Here is a 17,873-nt window from a genome sequence, read left to right as displayed (position 1 = left end):
CCCTGGCAATGTGCTCGATCAGCCGCGGGTCGATTGCGGCAATTCAGCGACCAGGCGCAACGAAGCGGTCAGTTCGTCCAGTTGGTAGTGCGGGCGCAGGTAGGTCACGGCCTTGTACACCCCCGGCTTGCCCGGCACCTCGAACACCTCGGCGCGGGCTTCGCGCAACGGGAACTTGGCCTTGGCTTCCTGGCTCGCGGTGTCGTCCAGCAGCACGTAGCTCGACAGCCACTTGTTGAGGAACAGTTCGACGTCCTTGCGCGAGGCGAAGCTGCCGATCTTGTCGCGCATGATCGCCTTCATGTAGTGGGCGATGCGCGAAGTGGCGAAGATGTACTGCAACTGCGCGGAAAGCCGGGCGTTGGCGTTGGCGATGTCGGTGTTGTACTGCTTCTGCTTCTGCGCCGACTGAGTGCCGAAGAACGCGGCGTAGTCGGTGCCTTTGCAGTGCACCAGCGGAATGAAACCGAGGTCCGACAGCTCTTTTTCACGACGGTCGGTGATGGCGATTTCGGTCGGGCACTTGAGGGCGATTTCACCGTCATCGGTCTTGAACGTGTGGGTCGGCAGACCTTCAACCAGGCCACCACCCTCGACACCACGGATCGCCACGCACCAGCCGTAGCGGGAAAACGCATCGGTGACCCGGGTGCCCAGCGCGTAGGCGGCGTTCATCCACAGGTACTTGTTGTGGTCGCGGCCATCGACGCTTTCGACGAAGTTGAATTCCTCGACCGGCGTGGTATCCGGGCCGTAAGGCAGGCGCCCGAGCACGTGGGGCAGGGTCAGGCCGACATAACGCGAGTCTTCGGAGCCGCGGAACGACTTCCACTTGGCGTATTCGACGGTGTCGAAAATCTTCGCCAGGTCCCGTGGGCCGGACATGTCGGTGAACGAATCCCAGCCGAACAGCTCAGGCGAGGCCGCCGAGATGAACGGTGCGTGGGCAGCCGCGGCGACGTGGGAAATCTCTTCGAGCAGGTACATGTCTTCCGGGCTGCGGTTGAACTCGTAGTCACCCAGCAGCATGCCGAACGGTGCACCGCCGAAGGTGCCGTATTCTTCTTCGTAGATCTTCTTGAACAGCGCGCTCTGGTCGAATTCGGAAGCGGCCTTGAGGTCGCGCACCAGGTCTTTCTTCGACGCATTGAGCAGGTGGATCTTCAGCGTGGTGCTGGTCTCGGTCTGGTCGACCTGATACTTCAGGCCGCGCCAGGACGCTTCCAGCTGCTGGAACTCGCTGGCGTGCATGATCTCGTTCATCTGCTCGGAGAGCATCGCGTCGATCTCGGCGATGCGCGCATCGAGCACGGCGATCAGGTCCTTGCTCGGCGTCATTTCGCCTTCCAGGATCTGGTTGACCAATTCACCGATCAGATCGCGGGTGCGGGTGCGCTCGGGCTCGGAACGGGCCACGCGGCTTTGCGAAATGATGCTGTCGAGCAACGAGGATTGCGCGGTGAAGCTGTCCACTTCAACCAGCGTGCTGTCCTGTTGAGTCACGGTTTGCTTGTCGTTCATCGTCAGGCTCCTACGCTTTGCCGTCGGTGGCTGGAACGGCGGCTTCACGGCCGAATTCCTTGCCCAGGGTTTTCAACTTCTCGGTGTTCTGCAACACGTCCATGAGCAGCTCTTCGAGCTTGTCGTTGCCGCCCATCTTGTTGCGCAGGTCCGCCAGCTTGTTGCGCACTTCCAGCAGCTTGCGCAGCGGCTCGACCTGCTTGACCACGTTCTGCGGTTCGAAGTCTTCGAGGGCGTTGAAGTTGAGCTCGACACCGAGCTGCGTGCCGTTCTTGGCCAGGGTGTTGTCGACGCGGTAGGTCAGGCGCGGCTTGATGCCCTTGAGCACGCCGTTGAAGTTGTCGCGGTCGATGAAAATGAACTTGCGGTCCTTGAGCTTCGGCAGCGGCTCCAGCGGGTTGCCGGAGAAATCGCCCAGCACACCGACGACAAAGGGCAGCTCTTTCTTTTCCTGAGCGTCACCGATATCCACGTCGTAGGTGATGTGGACCCGAGGCGCGCGAACGCGGTCGAGTTTGTGCTGGGTACTTTCCTTCTTCGCCATCGTGATCTCCTGTGCGAACAATTCGCTGCAAGTCGTTTGCGTGTCGGTTCAATGGGTGGCCGAGCGCGTTACATTCCTTCGATCGTCAGCAGCAGGCGCTGACGGATTTCATCGTTCATTTCCATGATGTTGGCGTGGCCCACCAGCTCTTCGAAGCTGGTGTTGCCGGCGATCTGGGTGCTGCTGCGGATCACGGCCTCGTCGGGCAATTGCGAGCGAACCGGCGAGCTGATGACGCAGAAGGGCAGGTCGCCGAATTCCTTCAAGCGTTCGAAACTGAGGGGAAAACGCAGGCCTTCGAGCAGGCGGCTGATGCCGGGCGACTTGCTCAGGCAGTAGAACAGCACCAGGTAATGCACCACGAAGCGGTACAGCTCGGCGCTGCTGCGATCGGGGTCCTTGATCACGCTGCGAAAGCGCGCCAGGTCGAACGAACTGAACCCAACCACCCAGCGCACCGGGCTGGTGATGCGAATGGATTGGCCGCTTTGCGACAGCACCTTGTCGTACTCCAGCGCAAACAATTGCGGGGTGGTACTGAGCAGGTTGAGGGGCACTTCGAGTTCGTTGACCAGCTGGAACGGGGCGCCCGAGCCGATGCGGTCGTAGAGCTCCTTGAGTTCCTTGAAGTGGTGCTGGGTCTCGCGCCCGCTGCTGCGTTGCGCACCCTGCAGGTATTCACCGAAAAACGCCTGTGGACGGATCAGCAAAGCCAGGGTCGCCAGATAATCCGAGGCCTGCGCCTTGAGCGCATCGGAAATGGCCCGGGTCTGGCTTCGCAGCTTGATCAATGCTTCAACATCAAAAAACGTCTGGGTCATCGGTACATCGTCCTTGAACACTCCATGCCTTCCTGGATAAAAAAACCGGGGCATGTCGAGTGACTGATTTCTCGAATGAACACGCGTCCACGAGAGGTGATTGCTATTGTTCGACATCAAAAAAAACACACTGCCGGGAATAACCGAGAGTGTGATGCTGGCATATGGATATTGAGTTGCCAGTAACGTCGTGTATGGCAACACGTTGTGTAGGAAAGTTCCTACGAGGCGCGGATTTTTTCTCGTTTTTGTTACATGTCGCAATGATGTCGGCTTGCCACTACTTGTGGGAAGTGTCTGTCGGATAGTTCCGAAACCCAGTCAATTCAATGGTTTCAGGCAGGTTGTGGATCCAATTTTTAATTGAAAATAATTTGAAAAAGGTGAACCGGTTCACCCAAATCCGGATTGATTGGTGTTTACGGAATTATTGCAGTGCAAGTGTCATATTAATCGGGAGGGATGATGGCATTGGCGCGTGGCGGGAATGCGGCAGGCGTTCTTTTCGCGGATTTTGTCAGTCAGTTCCGGACGACCGAGCTATCTGGGCTTTCAGTCGGAGTAGCGTCGGGGATTCTCCGCCAGTCAGTTCGATTTTAAACTCGGCAAAAGCCAACTCAAGTTCTGCGTATTGCTGCAAGCCTTCTTCAGTGAACAGAAAGCGTCCAGGAATATCTCGCCACTCCAGAGGCGTGCGGATTTGACCACGATCAGCCCGGTCCATCAGGGGCGCCAGCTCTTGATCCAGTCTAGTTACAGCAGGGTCCATTGCCTTCAATGCATCGATGGCCGACCGTAGCTTCAGGGTTTTTTCTTTCAGTTTTTCGGTATTCATGGGAACGGATTTTTCTGGGTTTTATTACTTGCCACAATGATGTCTGCTTGCCACTACTTGTGGATGTGTCTGTCAGGTAGTTCTGAAACTCCGCCAATTCAATGGTTTCGGCAGATGATGGATTCCTGAATAAAAAATACCGGCTTGACACTTGGTGTTGCATAGGTGTTTCCTTTCGCACGTGCTCAGGTGGCGATTAAAAAATGTGACGCAGATCTAATTTTGTTGAATTCCTTCGTCACTTTTACCTCATGGTGGCTGTCGCACCCACGGGTCATTTTCCGCCGTTTGTGATTCAGGAAGACAATCGCAACAGCGGTTTTTTTCGTGATGGTTGAAGGGGCAATGCTCTTTGAACGGAGCATGGCTCATGAAAAGTTGGTCGGTTGTTGCACGGAGTTGGTTTTGCCGAAGATCTTTTCGGGAAGGCGGTATCAGGAGAAAGGAACATGGATGAAAGATTTTTACCCTGCACAGTGGCCAACCCTCGTGGAACGCGCCAGCAAGCCGGATTGATTGCTGGCGGCAATTTTTCATTTCCCAGCGAGATCGCCTCGCGGTCTTTTCCGACGCCACAAAATTTTGCCGGTTACTACGCAACCAGCGATTACAACGCGGCGATGTTTCTTGCCCATGAACTGGCTTCGCCCGAACTGGACATGTCGCCGAGTGAGGCGCAAGAGTCCTTACAGTTGCTGCGTTCGTTAATCAGGAACCTGGGTACGGCAGCGAATGTTTCCGTTGAGGCGCTGAAAGAACTGCAAAAAGCCGCCCAATCAATCCCGGAGATAGGGGACTTGATGTTTTCTCCGGCGAACTTGCCTGGGACCTTGGTCAGTGCCGGTACCAGCGTGGCAGCATTTTCCAAGTCGAAGTCGGTTGTAGACTTGCTGGATCTCTCCGCGGCCGACAAGAAAAAGCTGATCAAGTGGGCCAATAGTCGTGGAACAGCGAGCTCGACCTCGGCTAAAAAAGCCTTCAAGGGCCGGATAAAACTGATTCGGGTTGCGGGGCAGTTGCATTTTGAAGTGCCGATTACTGCTCAGGCACAAAGTTACAAGGTGCTGGGGAAAGTTGGGCAGCAAGTTGCTCATGTTCCAGCCTATGGAACAAAGACTGCACTGAATAAGCGTGCAATGTTGCATGCCGAAGGAGCGGTAGGCGGGCTCAAATTTATGACGGGGAATACAGTGGGGGTGGCGTTAGCCATTGGGCCGCAGGCTTATCTTGATTATTCAAGCTCGACAACGATGGATGAGTTTTATAGGAAGTCTGCATATAGTCAGCCTACGAATGTTGCGGCGTTTGCAGCTGGGGTAGTTGGTGGGGGATTGGTTACCATCGCGTATGGTGTTGCAGCTGTTGGGGCTGCACCTCTCGTACTAATTCTTGCTGTTGGCTGGGGATTTGGATTGGTGGCGCAGAAAGGTATGAGTTACACAGGCGTTGATCAAAAAATTGGGGATTATCTAACGAAATGAAATTCAATCATGATTAATTCTCAAACTATAGCAAAGGGAAGTTGGGTGGTGTTCTTCTCTCTTGTATTTCTAAGTGCTTTAGGGCCTTCAAACTTAGACTATTATTGGTGGGGTTACTGGGTCTTTTGTGCTTTATTTTTTGTCTGGACATTGTATTTGGTTTATGTGTGCGAAAGATATGTTGTGTATTTAACTACAATCCTGACCGCTACGGTGAGCATATTTGCTTTTCTCGCTAGCGGTTTGGCGTACCTTTCTGCTTCAAATTTTTTAGGTGAGGCAAGGGTGCTGCCTATTGTGATTGGGTCGAGTCCGGCGATTTTTGTTTTTGGTGTATTTGCTGCGGTGTTCTTTAGTAAACCGTCGTTTTTTCCTTTTGAATGCATAGGTAATAAAATATCTATACGTGCGGGTGAGCGAAAAAAGCCGAAGTATAATATTGGCATTATTGCAGGTATCGCAACGTTGACGGGAGGGGTGTTTCTTAAGTCGGTTGACGCACTTACAACCGATGTGGTTGCTGTTTTGATTTGCACAGGTTGTGCTGCCGCTATCTTAATTCAGCTACGGCACACCATCCGAGGGCTTCGCACGCTCCGCATTCAAGAACACGGTATGGATGTTTCTTACACCTTCATGGAAATTGACGAAATACGTGAAGCTCGCAGCGGGTGGCTGCTGAGTAAGTTGTTGAAGTGGTTAGTTTCCCTACGTCCTTCGGCGTGATATGGGTGGGTTGTATGGAGTGAAGTTGCCATGGTTGATGCAAAGAATATAAAAAAGCAAATTTTTTTGATGTTTATTGTGGTTGCCTTTTTTGGTGTTTTTGGACCCTTTACTTTGGAGTATTTTTGGTGGTGTTATTTATTTGTTGTTGTTGTTTATTTTGCTTTTAGTTTGTATTTGATTTATAGCTGTGAGAGGTTTATTTTATTTTTATCAACGGTATTTCTAACTGGGTTAGTTGCTTTTCCTTATATTTCCGGCAATTTGGCGTACTTGATCGCTTCAGATTTTTTTGGTAAGGGGAACTTCAGGTCTGTAGCCGTTGGGATAGCACCGATCACCATCATATTTTTGATGTTTCTAGTGATTTTTTATAGTAAGGCATCGTTTTTTCCTTTCGAATGCGTAGGCAATAGGGTTGCAGCCCGGCCAAAAAAAGTTGTGAATGCCAAGAGCTATAACCTCGGATTAATTTCCGGTGTGACGACGCTCACAGGCAGCGTGTTTCTGAAGTCTGTGGGTGCAGACACGGGCGGCATGGTTGCGGTGGTACTTTGCACGCTGTGTTCTGTAATTATGTTGTTTTACTTACGCCACAGCATCCGCGGTCTCCGAACCCTACGTATCCGAGAGCGCAAAATGCCCACGCCCTACACCTTCATGCAAATCGACGAAATACGCGAAGCCCGCAGTCGTTGGTGGCTGGGTCGATTGTTTAAATGGATGAGTTCCCTGCGCCAGTCGACAGGTTCCTGATGGCGCCAGACGGTATTGCGGCAGTAGCCCGAACATTGATTTCCAGGAGTTACACATGACAATGGACCTTTCATCACTGTTTACCGCGCAGAACCGGCGCCTGTTCAAACTGAATATGCCGCTTAAAAGTGGCCAGGAGCTCCTGCTTGAGTCCTTCGTCGGGCATGAAGGCTTGTCGATGGAGTTCGGCTTCCAGTTGGACCTGTTGTCTGATGATGCCAGCGTAAAGCTCAAGACCGCCATGGGGCAGTCGGCGACGATCGAGATCGAACTGGCCACGGGCGCAAGTCGATACATCAACGGGCATGTACTGCGATTCGGCAGTAATGGCAGCGACGGTGGAATGTGTCGTTATTCGGCGCTGATTGGTTCCTGGCTCAGTTTGCTTGAGCAGCGGTTCGACTCGCAGATTTTCCAGGACCAAACGGTCGAACAAGTGATTACCAAGGTGTTCAGTCGTTATGAAGGGCTGGCCAAGTTCGAGTTTCGCATCAACCGCACGCTCAAACCCCATAGTTACATCACTCAATATCGGGAAAGTGATCGCCATTTCGTGACGCGCCTGCTGGAGCACGAAGGACTGTTCTTTTACTTCGAGCACACCGCCGATAGTCACACGTTGATCATCATGGATGATTCAACGCAGTTGCCCGCGCTACCAGAGCAGCCGCAAGTGCGTTTTCATACGGCGTCCATTACTGAAACAGCGGATTCGATCACCCACTGGAACGCAGAACGGGAGCTACAGTCGAGCAAGATAGCGGTTCAGACCTTCGACTACCGTCAGCCTCAAAACCGTCTGCCAGTGGCCATGAACAGTCTCAATCAGCAGGGTGATGTACCGGTTTACGAGATTTACGATTTCATGGGGCAGTACACCCATGGAAACTACGACGACGGCGAAGTGCTGGTGCGCAATCGAATCGAGGCACTGGAACTCAAAGGCAAGGAGTTTTCCGGTGCTAGCAACTGCCGGGCGATGCGCCCCGGCTACACATTCGAACTCACACAGCACTATGAACACGACAGTGGCTCAGTCGAAGATCGCCAGTTTTTGTTGATGAGCATTCAGCACCGGGGCAGCAATAATTATCTTTCGGGCGGGCAGGCGGGTTATGCGAACAACTTCTTTTGCGTACGCAAGAAAATCAAGTTCCGACCGCAGCTCGACACTCTGACGCCAACGATTTCCGGCCCGCAAACTGCCATTGTCGTCGGCCCGCCGGGAGAGGAAATCTACACTGACGAACTCGGCCGGGTAAAAGTGCAGTTCCACTGGGACCGCTACGGCGAGTTCAACGACAAGAGTTCCTGCTGGGTCCGTGTCGCGCAGTCCGGTGCCAGTGGCGGTTTCGGCAGTGTCTTGATCCCTCGCGTTGGCGACGAGGTGGTCGTGGCTTTTCTTGATGGAGATCCAGACCGCCCACTGGTCATGGGCAGCCTCTACAACAGCCAGAACACCCCGCCGTGGTCGTTGCCGGCGAACAAGACCCAGAGCGGGTTTTTGACGCGGTCGATGAAGGGTGACGGCGGTACGGCGAACTTCTTTCGCTTCGAAGACAAGGCCGGTGCCGAGCAGATCATCATGCATGCCGAGCGCAACATGGACACCGAGATCGAGGTCGATGAAATCCACACCGTCGGTAGCAACCGCACGATCAAGGTCGGTGGCACGCACACCGAAACGATCAAGAAAGACACGGTGATGAATGTCCAGGAAGGCTCGCTGACGATTCAGGTCGATAACCAGTTCATTCAGGTCAGTGCCAATCAGCACATCATTCTTCAGGTGGGGGACAGCAGCATCACCCTCACGCCGGACGGCATCGAGATCAAAGGCAAGGCGATCACCACGACGAGCACCGGCACGACACAGATCACCGGCTCCGAGGTTAGGGTCAATGACTGAGGTAGCGGCGCCATGATCAGAACCAGCCTCTACGATCGGATTTCCGAAAAGCGCATGGCGCAGGAGGAAGCTGCACGCGTTGAGCTACAGAACGCGCCGGTCATTGAACCCGAGCCGGAACCCGAACCCGAACCTGTGGTGGCGCTGCAAGACACGCCCAGCAGTTTCAGCTTCGGTGGCTTCAACCTGGCGTTCCCGACGGGGTTCAATTTCCGCGAGGTCCAGACCACCCTCGAACACCAGGGCGAGCCGGTCAGCCTGACGATCAAGCGTCGTGATGTGCAACAGGGGCAGACCCTGGAGCAGCTTTTCGAAGCGTCGGTGCAGGGGTTTCGCAAGGACCATCCGGACGTGCGCATCATCCGTCAGCGCGATGTCAGCGTGGCCGGCAGTGCGGCGAAGTCGGTGGACCTGCATTTCAAGTCCGGTCATGCCGAACGTCACGCGCGCCTTGTCGGTGCCCTGGTACCTGTCGCCGGGCGTGACGATGCGCAATGGCTGAGTATTGCTTGCGAGATTGATCCGGCCCGGCCCGCGCTCAGTCTGTGGCTGGTTGATTTTGACGGCATGCTCGACGGTCTTGCCGGCCGCTGAACGCCTGATTTTTTTTGATTCAAGGAAGTTACCCAAAATGGATTATGAGTTGCAGGAAGGCAGCATCGTGTTGCCGCAAGGTTTTCAGGACCGCACGGTAAACATGTTTGTGTTGGGGGCGAGTATTCCAGCGCCGTTGAGCATCACCATTTCTCGGGACACTTTGCTGCCCGGCGAGGCGCTCAAAGCCTACGTCGAGCGTCAGATCAAGATGCTCGCGTCCAAGCTGCGCGGCTATACGCTGCTGGGCAAGAAGGCCGTTGCATTGTCGACCACGGCGCCGATCGAGGGCGTGCAGATCGATGCGTATTACATGACCGATGGCCGACCCTTCTATCAGCGCCAGGCGGCGTTTCTGATCGAGCCTGGACGCGCGATCATTTTTTCCACCACAGCCCAGGCTGACTTCAGCAGCGAGCAGAACCAGAACTGGATTGACCTGCTGGCGAGCTTTCAGCCTCGCCAGCCCGGCGGCCCCAAGACCGACTCCAGCGCGCAGGAGTAACGGCCATGTTCGAAGCCGCAAGGTTTGGCGATGAACTGTCGCATACCAGCGCCCTGGGCGGGTTTCTCATCGGCGCGGCGCTCGGTATTGCGCTGATTGCCACGGTGGCGATCGCGACGTTCACCTGTGGGTTTGGCGTGGCTTTGTTGGCAGGTTTACTGGCAGGCGTCGGAGGTAGCCTGCTCACCGCGGCCGGGGAGAAGATAGGCAGTATGTTTTCTTCACCTGCGGGGACCATCGTCACCGCGTCGCCCAACGTCTTCATCAACAGCCGCAAGGCTGCCCATGTCGAAAAAAGTACGGGCGCCTGCGACAAGCATCCCGGTCCGGTAAAGGTCGCCGAAGGCTCGACCAACGTCTTCATCAACGGCACGGCCGCCGCCCGCAAGGGCGACAAGATGACCTGCGGCGCGACACTCTCCAGCGGTTCGGACAATGTCTTCATCGGTGGCGGGACCCACCGCTATCTGCCAGTGGACGACGAGATCCCCGGTTGGCTGCGGACCACGGTCGACATCCTCATGGCGGTCGCCGGTGCGGCCGGTGGTATCGCCCAATTGATCAAGGCGGGGACCCAGGCCGGCATGAAAGCCGTCATGCCCTGCGCACTGAAATTCACCGCCGGGTTCGTCGCCGGTGAGGTTGCCTCGCGTTATGTCGTGGGGCCGGCCATCGAGCGTGCAGTGGGAGGCTTGATCGGCAATCCTGTCGACGCCACTACGGGCCGCAAGGTCATTACCGACGAAACCGACTTCAGCCTGCCGGGCCTGATGCCGATCCAATGGTCCCGCTTCTATGCCAGCGACCTGACTGTAGACAGCGTGCTCGGCAAGGGCTGGGTCTTGCCCTGGGAGCAAAGCCTGCGTCGCAGTGGCGCCTTCGTTTACCTCACCGACAATCAGGGGCGCAGCGTTCCGTTCGTGGACGTGCAGCCGGGGGAGCGCATCTACAACCCCCATGAACAGGTGCATCTGGTCTGCACCGAGGGCGGCCACTACCTGCTGCAAACCCTCGACAATACGTTTTTCTACTTCGGCGAAGTCGCGGACGACAACATCCCGGTACCGCTGCAACGCATCGAAAACGCCCTGGGCCACTTCCTGCATTTCACCCACACCGCCGAAGGCACGCTCACCGACATCAGCGCCACCGGTGGCGTGCGGGTACACCTGCATTACGACAACCCGCTGGGCCGCCTGACCGACGTCAGACGCGTGGTCGACAACGAGGCCGTTGAAACCCTGGTGCAGTACCGCTACGACGATAACGGCCAGCTCGCTGAAGTCATCAACCGCAATGGCGATTCGCTGCGCCGTTTCAGCTACATCGACGGCGTGATGGCCAGCCATAGCAACGCCCTGGGCCTGACCTGCAACTACCGCTGGGAACACCTCGACGGCCAGCAACGCGTAGTGGAACACTGGACCAGCGATGGCGAGCGCTTCCAGTTCCGCTACGACATCAAAGCGCGCACCACACAAGTCACCGACGTTCTCGGGCGCGAAGCCGAGATTCACTACAACGCCGATCATCGCGTCACCGCCAGCCGCGACTTCGGCGGCGAGCACTACGTCATCGACATCGATGACACCGGCAACATGACTGGCCTGACATTGCCCGACGGCAACAGGCTCCAGCTCAAATACGACGAGTACTCACGCCTGCTCGAAGAGACCGACCCGCTCGGGCGCGCGATCAAATACCGCTATCACCACCTGACCCCGCTGGTCTCCCAGGTGGATTACCCCGACGGCAGCACCTGGCAAGCGCGCTACGACGACAAGGGCAACCTCATCGCCGAAGTCGATGCCCTCGGCCACACCACCGAATACCTCAACGGCGATGACGGCCTGCCGCACACCATCATCGACGCGACCCGCAAGTCCAAATACCTGTGGTGGAACACCCTGGCCCAGGTCGAGCGCTTCCAGGATTGCTCGGGTAAAAACACCACCTACCGCTTTGACGAGCGCCAGCATCTGGTCGCCGTCACCGACGCGCTGGGTCAGACCACCACGCTGGAACGCAAGCCCGATGGCGAAGTACTGCGCATCCATCATCCGGACGGCAGCGCCGAGTCCTTCACCTACAACGCCCTCGGCCAGGTGCTGACGCACACCGACGGCAAAGGCCAGACCACCCGGCTGCTACGCACCGCCCGCGGCCTGCCGAGCAGCCGCCAGGACGCCAAGGGCCAGCGCATCCGCTACGAATACGACCCGGCGATTCGCCTGACCGCGCTGATCAACGAAAACAACGCGGCGTACCAGTTCGCCTACGATGCGTCCGACCGGTTGATCGAAGAAAAACGCATCGACAACCTGACCCGTCGCTTCAGCTACAACCTCGGCGGGCATCTGACCCAGGTCGATGAAACCGGCTACGGTGAACGTGGCGAGCGGCCACAACGGCGCACCGAATTCGAGCGCGACAGCATTGGTCGGCTACTGGCCAAACTCAATGCCGATGCCCGTCAGAATTACCTGTATGACGACAGCGACCGCCTGCTGTCGATCCAGCGCCTGCCGACCGCGCAGGGCAAGCAAATTGGCGTCAGCGAAGAAACGCTCGAATTCTCCTACGACCTGCTCGGCAGGCTGGTCCAGGAGACGACGCCGCAAGGCGCCTTGTCCTACGAATACGATCCACTGAGCAACCTCACCACCCTGACGTTGCCCACCGGCCAACACCTCAATCACTTGTATTACGGCAGTGGCCACCTGCACCAACTCAACCTCGACGGCCAGCTCATCAGCGACATCGAGCGCGACGACCTGCACCGCGAAGTCCTGCGCACCCAGGGCACGCTCACCAGCTGCTTTGGCTACGACGCCATGGGCCGCAAGAGCTGGCAGTTCGCCTCGCGCCTGCCGGCGGAAAAACTCTCGCGCCTGCACAACCCCGGCATCCAGCCCGACCTGCTGGTGGAGCACGCCTACAACCCGATCCACCGCCGTCACCAGTACGACCCGGCCGGCGAACTGACCCGCACCCTCGACAAACTGCGCGGTGAGATCAAGTACGAATACGAAGCCAACGGCCAGTTGCACAGCCGCGACACGGGGCAGTTGATCGACAGCGAAGAATTCCGCTACGACGCCGCGACGAACCGGTTGAACTTCAACACCAGCCAGTTTGACCACGTCAAGGACAACCGCCTCAAGCACTGGCGGGATCAGGAATATGCCTACGATGCGTGGGGCAACCTGATTGAAAAACGCAGCGGCATGGGCAAGCTGCAGACGTTTCGTTATGACTGTGAAAATCGCTTGGTGCGGGCCGAGACGTTGGTCAATGGCAAGCTGGAAAGTACCGGTGCGTATCGGTATGACAGCCTGGGGCGGCGGGTTGCCAAGGTTTCAGAGGTCAAGGGCAAGACCGAGCAGAAGCACTTTTTGTGGCAAGGCCTGAGGATGCTGCGTGAGGAGCGTCCGGGGCAGAGCAGTCTGTACCTCTATGAGCCGGGGAGTTATGCACCCTTGGCGCGGGTGGATCAGGCAGAAGGTGAAGAGCAGAAGCTTTACTACTTCCATACCGACCAGATTGGTACGCCGCTGGAGATGACTGACGCGGACGGGAGCATTGTCTGGCAGGCGACGTACAAGGCGTGGGGGGCGGTTGAAAAGCTGGCGGTCAATGACATCGTGCAGAACCTGCGGTTTCAGGGGCAGTATTTCGACGACGAGACGGGGCTGCACTACAACACGTTTCGGTATTACGATCCGCAGGTGGGGCGGTTTGTTACGCAGGATCCGATTGGGTTGTTGGGCGGTGGAAACCTTTATCACTACGTTCCTAACTCAATGGGCTGGATTGACCCGCAAGGATTATCAAGTGCTGATTTGCGTGTAGAGCTAGGAATGCGCACTGGAGATATGCATGCTGCTCACCATATCATTCCAGAAGAGGTAATGAAGAAATACCCGCAAATGTTTGATAAAGCGAAATCGATAGGGTTTACGCCTGATGGTGCCTCAAACGGTATCGAACTGCCACGAACAAAAGAATTGGCAAAAACACTCGATCTCCCCGGGCACTGGAGTAATCACGTAGATTACAGTGCTCTGGTTGAAAGCGATGTGAGTAAGCTCAATACTGCATTTAGAGCTGGCCGATTGTCGGATATGGATCTGGCGTTGGGGTTAAAATCTATCCAGAACAAATGGCGTTCTAATATTTTAGCGAAAAATGTCCCTATTAATGCGAAGGGGCGACTATGCTAAGTGCTATGGAGAAAATCATGTTTGCGATTACCTATAAAGGTGGTGAAAGCGGTTGTCCGGAAGGAGGGGTTTACGGAGAGTTGGTTGGGTATAATTGGAACTCAAATAATTTTGAGGATGATAAATTTCCACCTGAAGGCGCGATTCTAGATTTTTACGCACAACATAAAGCTGTGGCGACGGACTTCTTTTATTTTGGTAGTGAATTTATTTGTTCCGGTGATTTTCTTGCATTGATTAAATCATCTAATTGTGGCGTTGTGGATGTCAGGGAGATTCGACTCCATCAGGAGAGTAAAGTCTCCCCAGTTTCATCAAAAAAATACTATTTGGTGCGTAGTAGAGAAATTCATAAGATTTTGGATATGGAAAAATCGAAATACGAGTTACGGCTTGATCCGGTTACTAAAGATCCAGAAGAGGATGTGTTTCATCCAGGTAGAGTGATTTTTGACACAATATCCGATATTAGTATAAAAAAAGACGTTTGTGATTTAGATTTTTTTATTTCTTCTGAGATGCTGAGAGAGGAGTATGTTTTTTCAGCCGAACTTGGAGAGAAAATTATTAGACTTGATATGAAGGGTGTGATGTTAATGCCATTGTCTGAGTTGGTGTATGATGCAAAATTAGATTTTTAGTGTTAGGTGGTTTTTTCTTGGTGGTAATTAGGTTTGGAGAGTGTGCATCTAAAGGCGGCTTTTGACAGTGGCTGGCTCCTAATTGGTTGCGGCGTTCTTTAATAAGTTGGTTTTCGGAGGGGCTGAGATAATAACTCGGCCTCTAATGTTTACACTGTTATTGCGAACAATAAAGCACGCAGCACACGGGGCACCGACCCGCTCGGGCGCGCGATCAAATACCGCTATCACCACCTGACCCCGCTGGTCACACAGGTGGATTACCCCGACGGCAGCACCTGGCAAGCGCGCTACGACGACAAGGGCAACCTCATCGCCGAAGTCGATGCCCTCGGCCACACCACCGAATACCTCAACGGCGATGACGGCCTGCCGCACACCATCATCGACGCGACCCGCAAGTCCAAATACCTGTGGTGGAACACCCTGGCCCAGGTCGAGCGCTTCCAGGATTGCTCGGGTAAAAACACCACCTACCGCTTTGACGAGCGCCAGCATCTGGTCGCCGTCACCGACGCGCTGGGTCAGACCACCACGCTGGAACGCAAGCCCGATGGCGAAGTACTGCGCATCCATCATCCGGACGGCAGCGCCGAGTCCTTCACCTACAACGCCCTCGGCCAGGTGCTGACGCACACCGACGGCAAAGGCCAGACCACCCGGCTGCTACGCACCGCCCGCGGCCTGCCGAGCAGCCGCCAGGACGCCAAGGGCCAGCGCATCCGCTACGAATACGACCCGGCGATTCGCCTGACCGCGCTGATCAACGAAAACAACGCGGCGTACCAGTTCGCCTACGATGCGTCCGACCGGTTGATCGAAGAAAAACGCATCGACAACCTGACCCGTCGCTTCAGCTACAACCTCGGCGGGCATCTGACCCAGGTCGATGAAACCGGCTACGGTGAACGTGGCGAGCGGCCACAACGGCGCACCGAATTCGAGCGCGACAGCATTGGTCGGCTACTGGCCAAACTCAATGCCGATGCCCGTCAGAATTACCTGTATGACGACAGCGACCGCCTGCTGTCGATCCAGCGCCTGCCGACCGCGCAGGGCAAGCAAATTGGCGTCAGCGAAGAAACGCTCGAATTCTCCTACGACCTGCTCGGCAGGCTGGTCCAGGAGACGACGCCGCAAGGCGCCTTGTCCTACGAATACGATCCACTGAGCAACCTCACCACCCTGACGTTGCCCACCGGCCAACACCTCAATCACTTGTATTACGGCAGTGGCCACCTGCACCAACTCAACCTCGACGGCCAGCTCATCAGCGACATCGAGCGCGACGACCTGCACCGCGAAGTCCTGCGCACCCAGGGCACGCTCACCAGCTGCTTTGGCTACGACGCCATGGGCCGCAAGAGCTGGCAGTTCGCCTCGCGCCTGCCGGCGGAAAAACTCTCGCGCCTGCACAACCCCGGCATCCAGCCCGACCTGCTGGTGGAGCACGCCTACAACCCGATCCACCGCCGTCACCAGTACGACCCGGCCGGCGAACTGACCCGCACCCTCGACAAACTGCGCGGTGAGATCAAGTACGAATACGAAGCCAACGGCCAGTTGCACAGCCGCGACACGGGGCAGTTGATCGACAGCGAAGAATTCCGCTACGACGCCGCGACGAACCGGTTGAACTTCAACACCAGCCAGTTTGACCACGTCAAGGACAACCGCCTCAAGCACTGGCGGGATCAGGAATATGCCTACGATGCGTGGGGCAACCTGATTGAAAAACGCAGCGGCATGGGCAAGCTGCAGACGTTTCGTTATGACTGTGAAAATCGCTTGGTGCGGGCCGAGACGTTGGTCAATGGCAAGCTGGAAAGTACCGGTGCGTATCGGTATGACAGCCTGGGGCGGCGGGTTGCCAAGGTTTCAGAGGTCAAGGGCAAGACCGAGCAGAAGCACTTTTTGTGGCAAGGCCTGAGGATGCTGCGTGAGGAGCGTCCGGGGCAGAGCAGTCTGTACCTCTATGAGCCGGGGAGTTATGCACCCTTGGCGCGGGTGGATCAGGCAGAAGGTGAAGAGCAGAAGCTTTACTACTTCCATACCGACCAGATTGGTACGCCGCTGGAGATGACTGACGCGGACGGGAGCATTGTCTGGCAGGCGACGTACAAGGCGTGGGGGGCGGTTGAAAAGCTGGCGGTCAATGACATCGTGCAGAACCTGCGGTTTCAGGGGCAGTATTTCGACGACGAGACGGGGCTGCACTACAACACGTTTCGGTATTACGATCCGCAGGTGGGGCGGTTTGTAACGCAGAATCCGATTGGGTTGGATGGGGGTAGTAATCTCTATCGCTACGTACCTAGTCCTACTGGGTGGATTGACCCATGGGGATGGGAGTGCTGGAGTTCGGCAAGAAAGAATTATTGGAAAGCGGAGGCTAAAGCACCGAGTCAAGTATATTCACCCGCCAATTTGGCTAATATGGCCGAAGGTAAAGCTCCTAGAATGACCGTGGAAGTCATGAATCGCAAAACGTTTGAAGTTACGAGAAAAGATGTCGCAATGGAGCTTCATCATAATGATATTCCACAGCGGGTCGGTGGTGCCGGTGTTCATGAGACTTCGAATTTACTCTCATTAACTCCGTGGGAGCATGAAGCTGTAGATGCATTTAGACATGTCGGTTCAGATCTGATTAGAGTAGTGAAAGGGGTTGATGTATGGTAGGTGAAAGTTTGGGTGTCGCGAAAAAAATAATCAGCTCCCAGGGTTATAGAGATTCGGTCGAAGAATTAAAGAAGGCTTTAGGTATTGCTGTTATGGCGAACTATGAGGATGTGTTCGCGCGCTTGGACGCTGCTGCAATTACTAGGTCCGGGCTGAGCGGTGATGAAATTGAATTCTTAATTTCTCAGTGCTCCAGTGAGTTGAAGGCCTACTCAGTTAAAAAGCATAGGGCGTTAAATGGCTTACCTGACGAGCAGGAGTATCCGGTTGGTGAAGAGCCGAGTGAAGAGGATAAAGATTCAAATATCGTTAGCAAAGGTTATGCGCCAGGTTTTTTGTTAGCTAATGCAATTGAATTTTTACTCGCTCGTAAAGGAGTGGAGTTTCTGCAGAAATACCTAAAAGAGTCAAAAATTCCTAAGGCAAATGCTTATTCTAAACAAGTAATTAAATTCTGTGAGAGTGTCGGGTGACTCGTGCGCTTATAAATTTATCTGCTGAGGTGTCGTTATTTTAGATAAATAAGCACGATCCTTGGGGGGCGGGAGTGCCGACGCAACTGATAGAGGCGAATCTACTGAAATAGCAGTGAGAGGGCGACTAGATGAATGGGCGTGACTTAGACAGTCGCGTAC

14 protein-coding genes are annotated in these 17,873 nt (G+C 55.3%); 10 read left to right on the top strand and 4 right to left on the bottom strand.

Going from position 1 to position 17,873, the window contains the following annotated elements; translation table 11 throughout:
* Positions 1-18: 18 nt before the first annotated feature.
* The 4 genes from tssC to AC3IP0_RS17590 form a co-directional block, all read right to left on the bottom strand.
* Positions 19-1,521, bottom strand: a complete 1,503-nt coding sequence (tssC, locus tag AC3IP0_RS17605; RefSeq protein ID WP_489325489.1) for a type VI secretion system contractile sheath large subunit — start codon at positions 1,519-1,521, stop codon at positions 19-21.
* Positions 1,522-1,531: 10 nt separating this feature from the next.
* Positions 1,532-2,065 (bottom strand): type VI secretion system contractile sheath small subunit, encoded by a 534-nt coding sequence (tssB, locus tag AC3IP0_RS17600; RefSeq protein WP_007978739.1) that lies wholly within the window; start codon positions 2,063-2,065, stop codon positions 1,532-1,534.
* A gap of 68 nt (positions 2,066-2,133) precedes the next feature.
* The gene (locus tag AC3IP0_RS17595) at positions 2,134-2,886 is read right to left on the bottom strand and encodes a hypothetical protein (RefSeq protein WP_489316355.1); all 753 of its coding nucleotides are present in this window, start codon (positions 2,884-2,886) and stop codon (positions 2,134-2,136) included.
* A gap of 517 nt (positions 2,887-3,403) precedes the next feature.
* Complete coding sequence (locus AC3IP0_RS17590; protein ID WP_489316354.1) at positions 3,404-3,721, bottom strand: hypothetical protein; 318 nt, start codon at positions 3,719-3,721, stop codon at positions 3,404-3,406.
* Between the two features lie 449 nt (positions 3,722-4,170).
* Between AC3IP0_RS17590 and AC3IP0_RS17585 the strand changes: the two genes are divergently transcribed.
* The 10 genes from AC3IP0_RS17585 (at position 4,171) to AC3IP0_RS17540 (ending at position 17,711) form a co-directional block, all read left to right on the top strand.
* The gene (locus tag AC3IP0_RS17585; protein WP_489316353.1) at positions 4,171-5,202 is read left to right on the top strand and encodes a hypothetical protein; all 1,032 of its coding nucleotides are present in this window, start codon (positions 4,171-4,173) and stop codon (positions 5,200-5,202) included.
* A 9-nt stretch (positions 5,203-5,211) separates the two neighbouring features.
* Entirely contained in the window at positions 5,212-5,928 is a 717-nt protein-coding gene (locus tag AC3IP0_RS17580) for a hypothetical protein (RefSeq protein ID WP_489316352.1), read from the top strand.
* A 30-nt stretch (positions 5,929-5,958) separates the two neighbouring features.
* Positions 5,959-6,684 carry a hypothetical protein gene (locus AC3IP0_RS17575; RefSeq protein WP_489316351.1) on the top strand — a complete coding sequence of 242 codons (726 nt, stop codon included), beginning with the start codon at positions 5,959-5,961 and terminating at the stop codon, positions 6,682-6,684.
* Between the two features lie 55 nt (positions 6,685-6,739).
* Positions 6,740-8,593, top strand: coding sequence for a type VI secretion system Vgr family protein (locus AC3IP0_RS17570; RefSeq protein ID WP_489316350.1), 1,854 nt, complete (start codon positions 6,740-6,742; stop codon positions 8,591-8,593).
* Positions 8,594-8,605: 12 nt separating this feature from the next.
* Positions 8,606-9,187: a hypothetical protein gene (locus tag AC3IP0_RS17565; RefSeq protein WP_489325488.1), complete on the top strand. Its 582-nt coding sequence runs from the start codon at positions 8,606-8,608 to the stop codon at positions 9,185-9,187.
* A gap of 37 nt (positions 9,188-9,224) precedes the next feature.
* Positions 9,225-9,692, top strand: a complete 468-nt coding sequence (locus AC3IP0_RS17560) for a DcrB-related protein (RefSeq protein WP_489325487.1) — start codon at positions 9,225-9,227, stop codon at positions 9,690-9,692.
* Between the two features lie 5 nt (positions 9,693-9,697).
* A complete protein-coding gene (locus tag AC3IP0_RS17555; RefSeq protein WP_489325485.1) occupies positions 9,698-13,915 on the top strand; it encodes an RHS repeat-associated core domain-containing protein in 4,218 nt (1,405 codons plus the stop codon).
* Between the two features lie 17 nt (positions 13,916-13,932).
* Positions 13,933-14,556: an Imm43 family immunity protein gene (locus tag AC3IP0_RS17550; protein ID WP_489316347.1), complete on the top strand. Its 624-nt coding sequence runs from the start codon at positions 13,933-13,935 to the stop codon at positions 14,554-14,556.
* A gap of 255 nt (positions 14,557-14,811) precedes the next feature.
* A complete protein-coding gene (locus tag AC3IP0_RS17545; RefSeq protein ID WP_489325484.1) occupies positions 14,812-17,238 on the top strand; it encodes an RHS repeat-associated core domain-containing protein in 2,427 nt (808 codons plus the stop codon).
* Positions 17,232-17,711, top strand: coding sequence for a hypothetical protein (locus tag AC3IP0_RS17540; protein ID WP_489325482.1), 480 nt, complete (start codon positions 17,232-17,234; stop codon positions 17,709-17,711). The genes AC3IP0_RS17545 and AC3IP0_RS17540 overlap by 7 nt, the downstream gene beginning before the upstream one ends.
* Positions 17,712-17,873 lie beyond the last annotated feature (162 nt).

It is taken from the genome of Pseudomonas sp. GL_103 (assembly GCF_057835175.1).
This window is presented reverse-complemented; position numbering and strand designations above follow the sequence as displayed.

What these genes read in the sequence shown, in the direction of transcription:
- AC3IP0_RS17575 (WP_489316351.1), top strand. Translation starts at nt 5,959, where the DNA reads ATGGTTGATGCAAAGAATATAAAAAAGCAAATTTTTTTGATGTTTATT.
- AC3IP0_RS17550 (WP_489316347.1), top strand. Translation starts at nt 13,933, where the DNA reads ATGTTTGCGATTACCTATAAAGGTGGTGAAAGCGGTTGTCCGGAAGGA.
- AC3IP0_RS17555 (WP_489325485.1), top strand. Translation starts at nt 9,698, where the DNA reads ATGTTCGAAGCCGCAAGGTTTGGCGATGAACTGTCGCATACCAGCGCC.
- AC3IP0_RS17560 (WP_489325487.1), top strand. Translation starts at nt 9,225, where the DNA reads ATGGATTATGAGTTGCAGGAAGGCAGCATCGTGTTGCCGCAAGGTTTT.
- tssB (WP_007978739.1), bottom strand. Translation starts at nt 2,065, where the DNA reads ATGGCGAAGAAGGAAAGTACCCAGCACAAACTCGACCGCGTTCGCGCG.
- AC3IP0_RS17595 (WP_489316355.1), bottom strand. Translation starts at nt 2,886, where the DNA reads ATGACCCAGACGTTTTTTGATGTTGAAGCATTGATCAAGCTGCGAAGC.
- AC3IP0_RS17590 (WP_489316354.1), bottom strand. Translation starts at nt 3,721, where the DNA reads ATGAATACCGAAAAACTGAAAGAAAAAACCCTGAAGCTACGGTCGGCC.
- AC3IP0_RS17580 (WP_489316352.1), top strand. Translation starts at nt 5,212, where the DNA reads ATGATTAATTCTCAAACTATAGCAAAGGGAAGTTGGGTGGTGTTCTTC.
- tssC (WP_489325489.1), bottom strand. Translation starts at nt 1,521, where the DNA reads ATGAACGACAAGCAAACCGTGACTCAACAGGACAGCACGCTGGTTGAA.
- AC3IP0_RS17540 (WP_489325482.1), top strand. Translation starts at nt 17,232, where the DNA reads ATGGTAGGTGAAAGTTTGGGTGTCGCGAAAAAAATAATCAGCTCCCAG.
- AC3IP0_RS17565 (WP_489325488.1), top strand. Translation starts at nt 8,606, where the DNA reads ATGATCAGAACCAGCCTCTACGATCGGATTTCCGAAAAGCGCATGGCG.
- AC3IP0_RS17585 (WP_489316353.1), top strand. Translation starts at nt 4,171, where the DNA reads ATGGATGAAAGATTTTTACCCTGCACAGTGGCCAACCCTCGTGGAACG.
- AC3IP0_RS17570 (WP_489316350.1), top strand. Translation starts at nt 6,740, where the DNA reads ATGACAATGGACCTTTCATCACTGTTTACCGCGCAGAACCGGCGCCTG.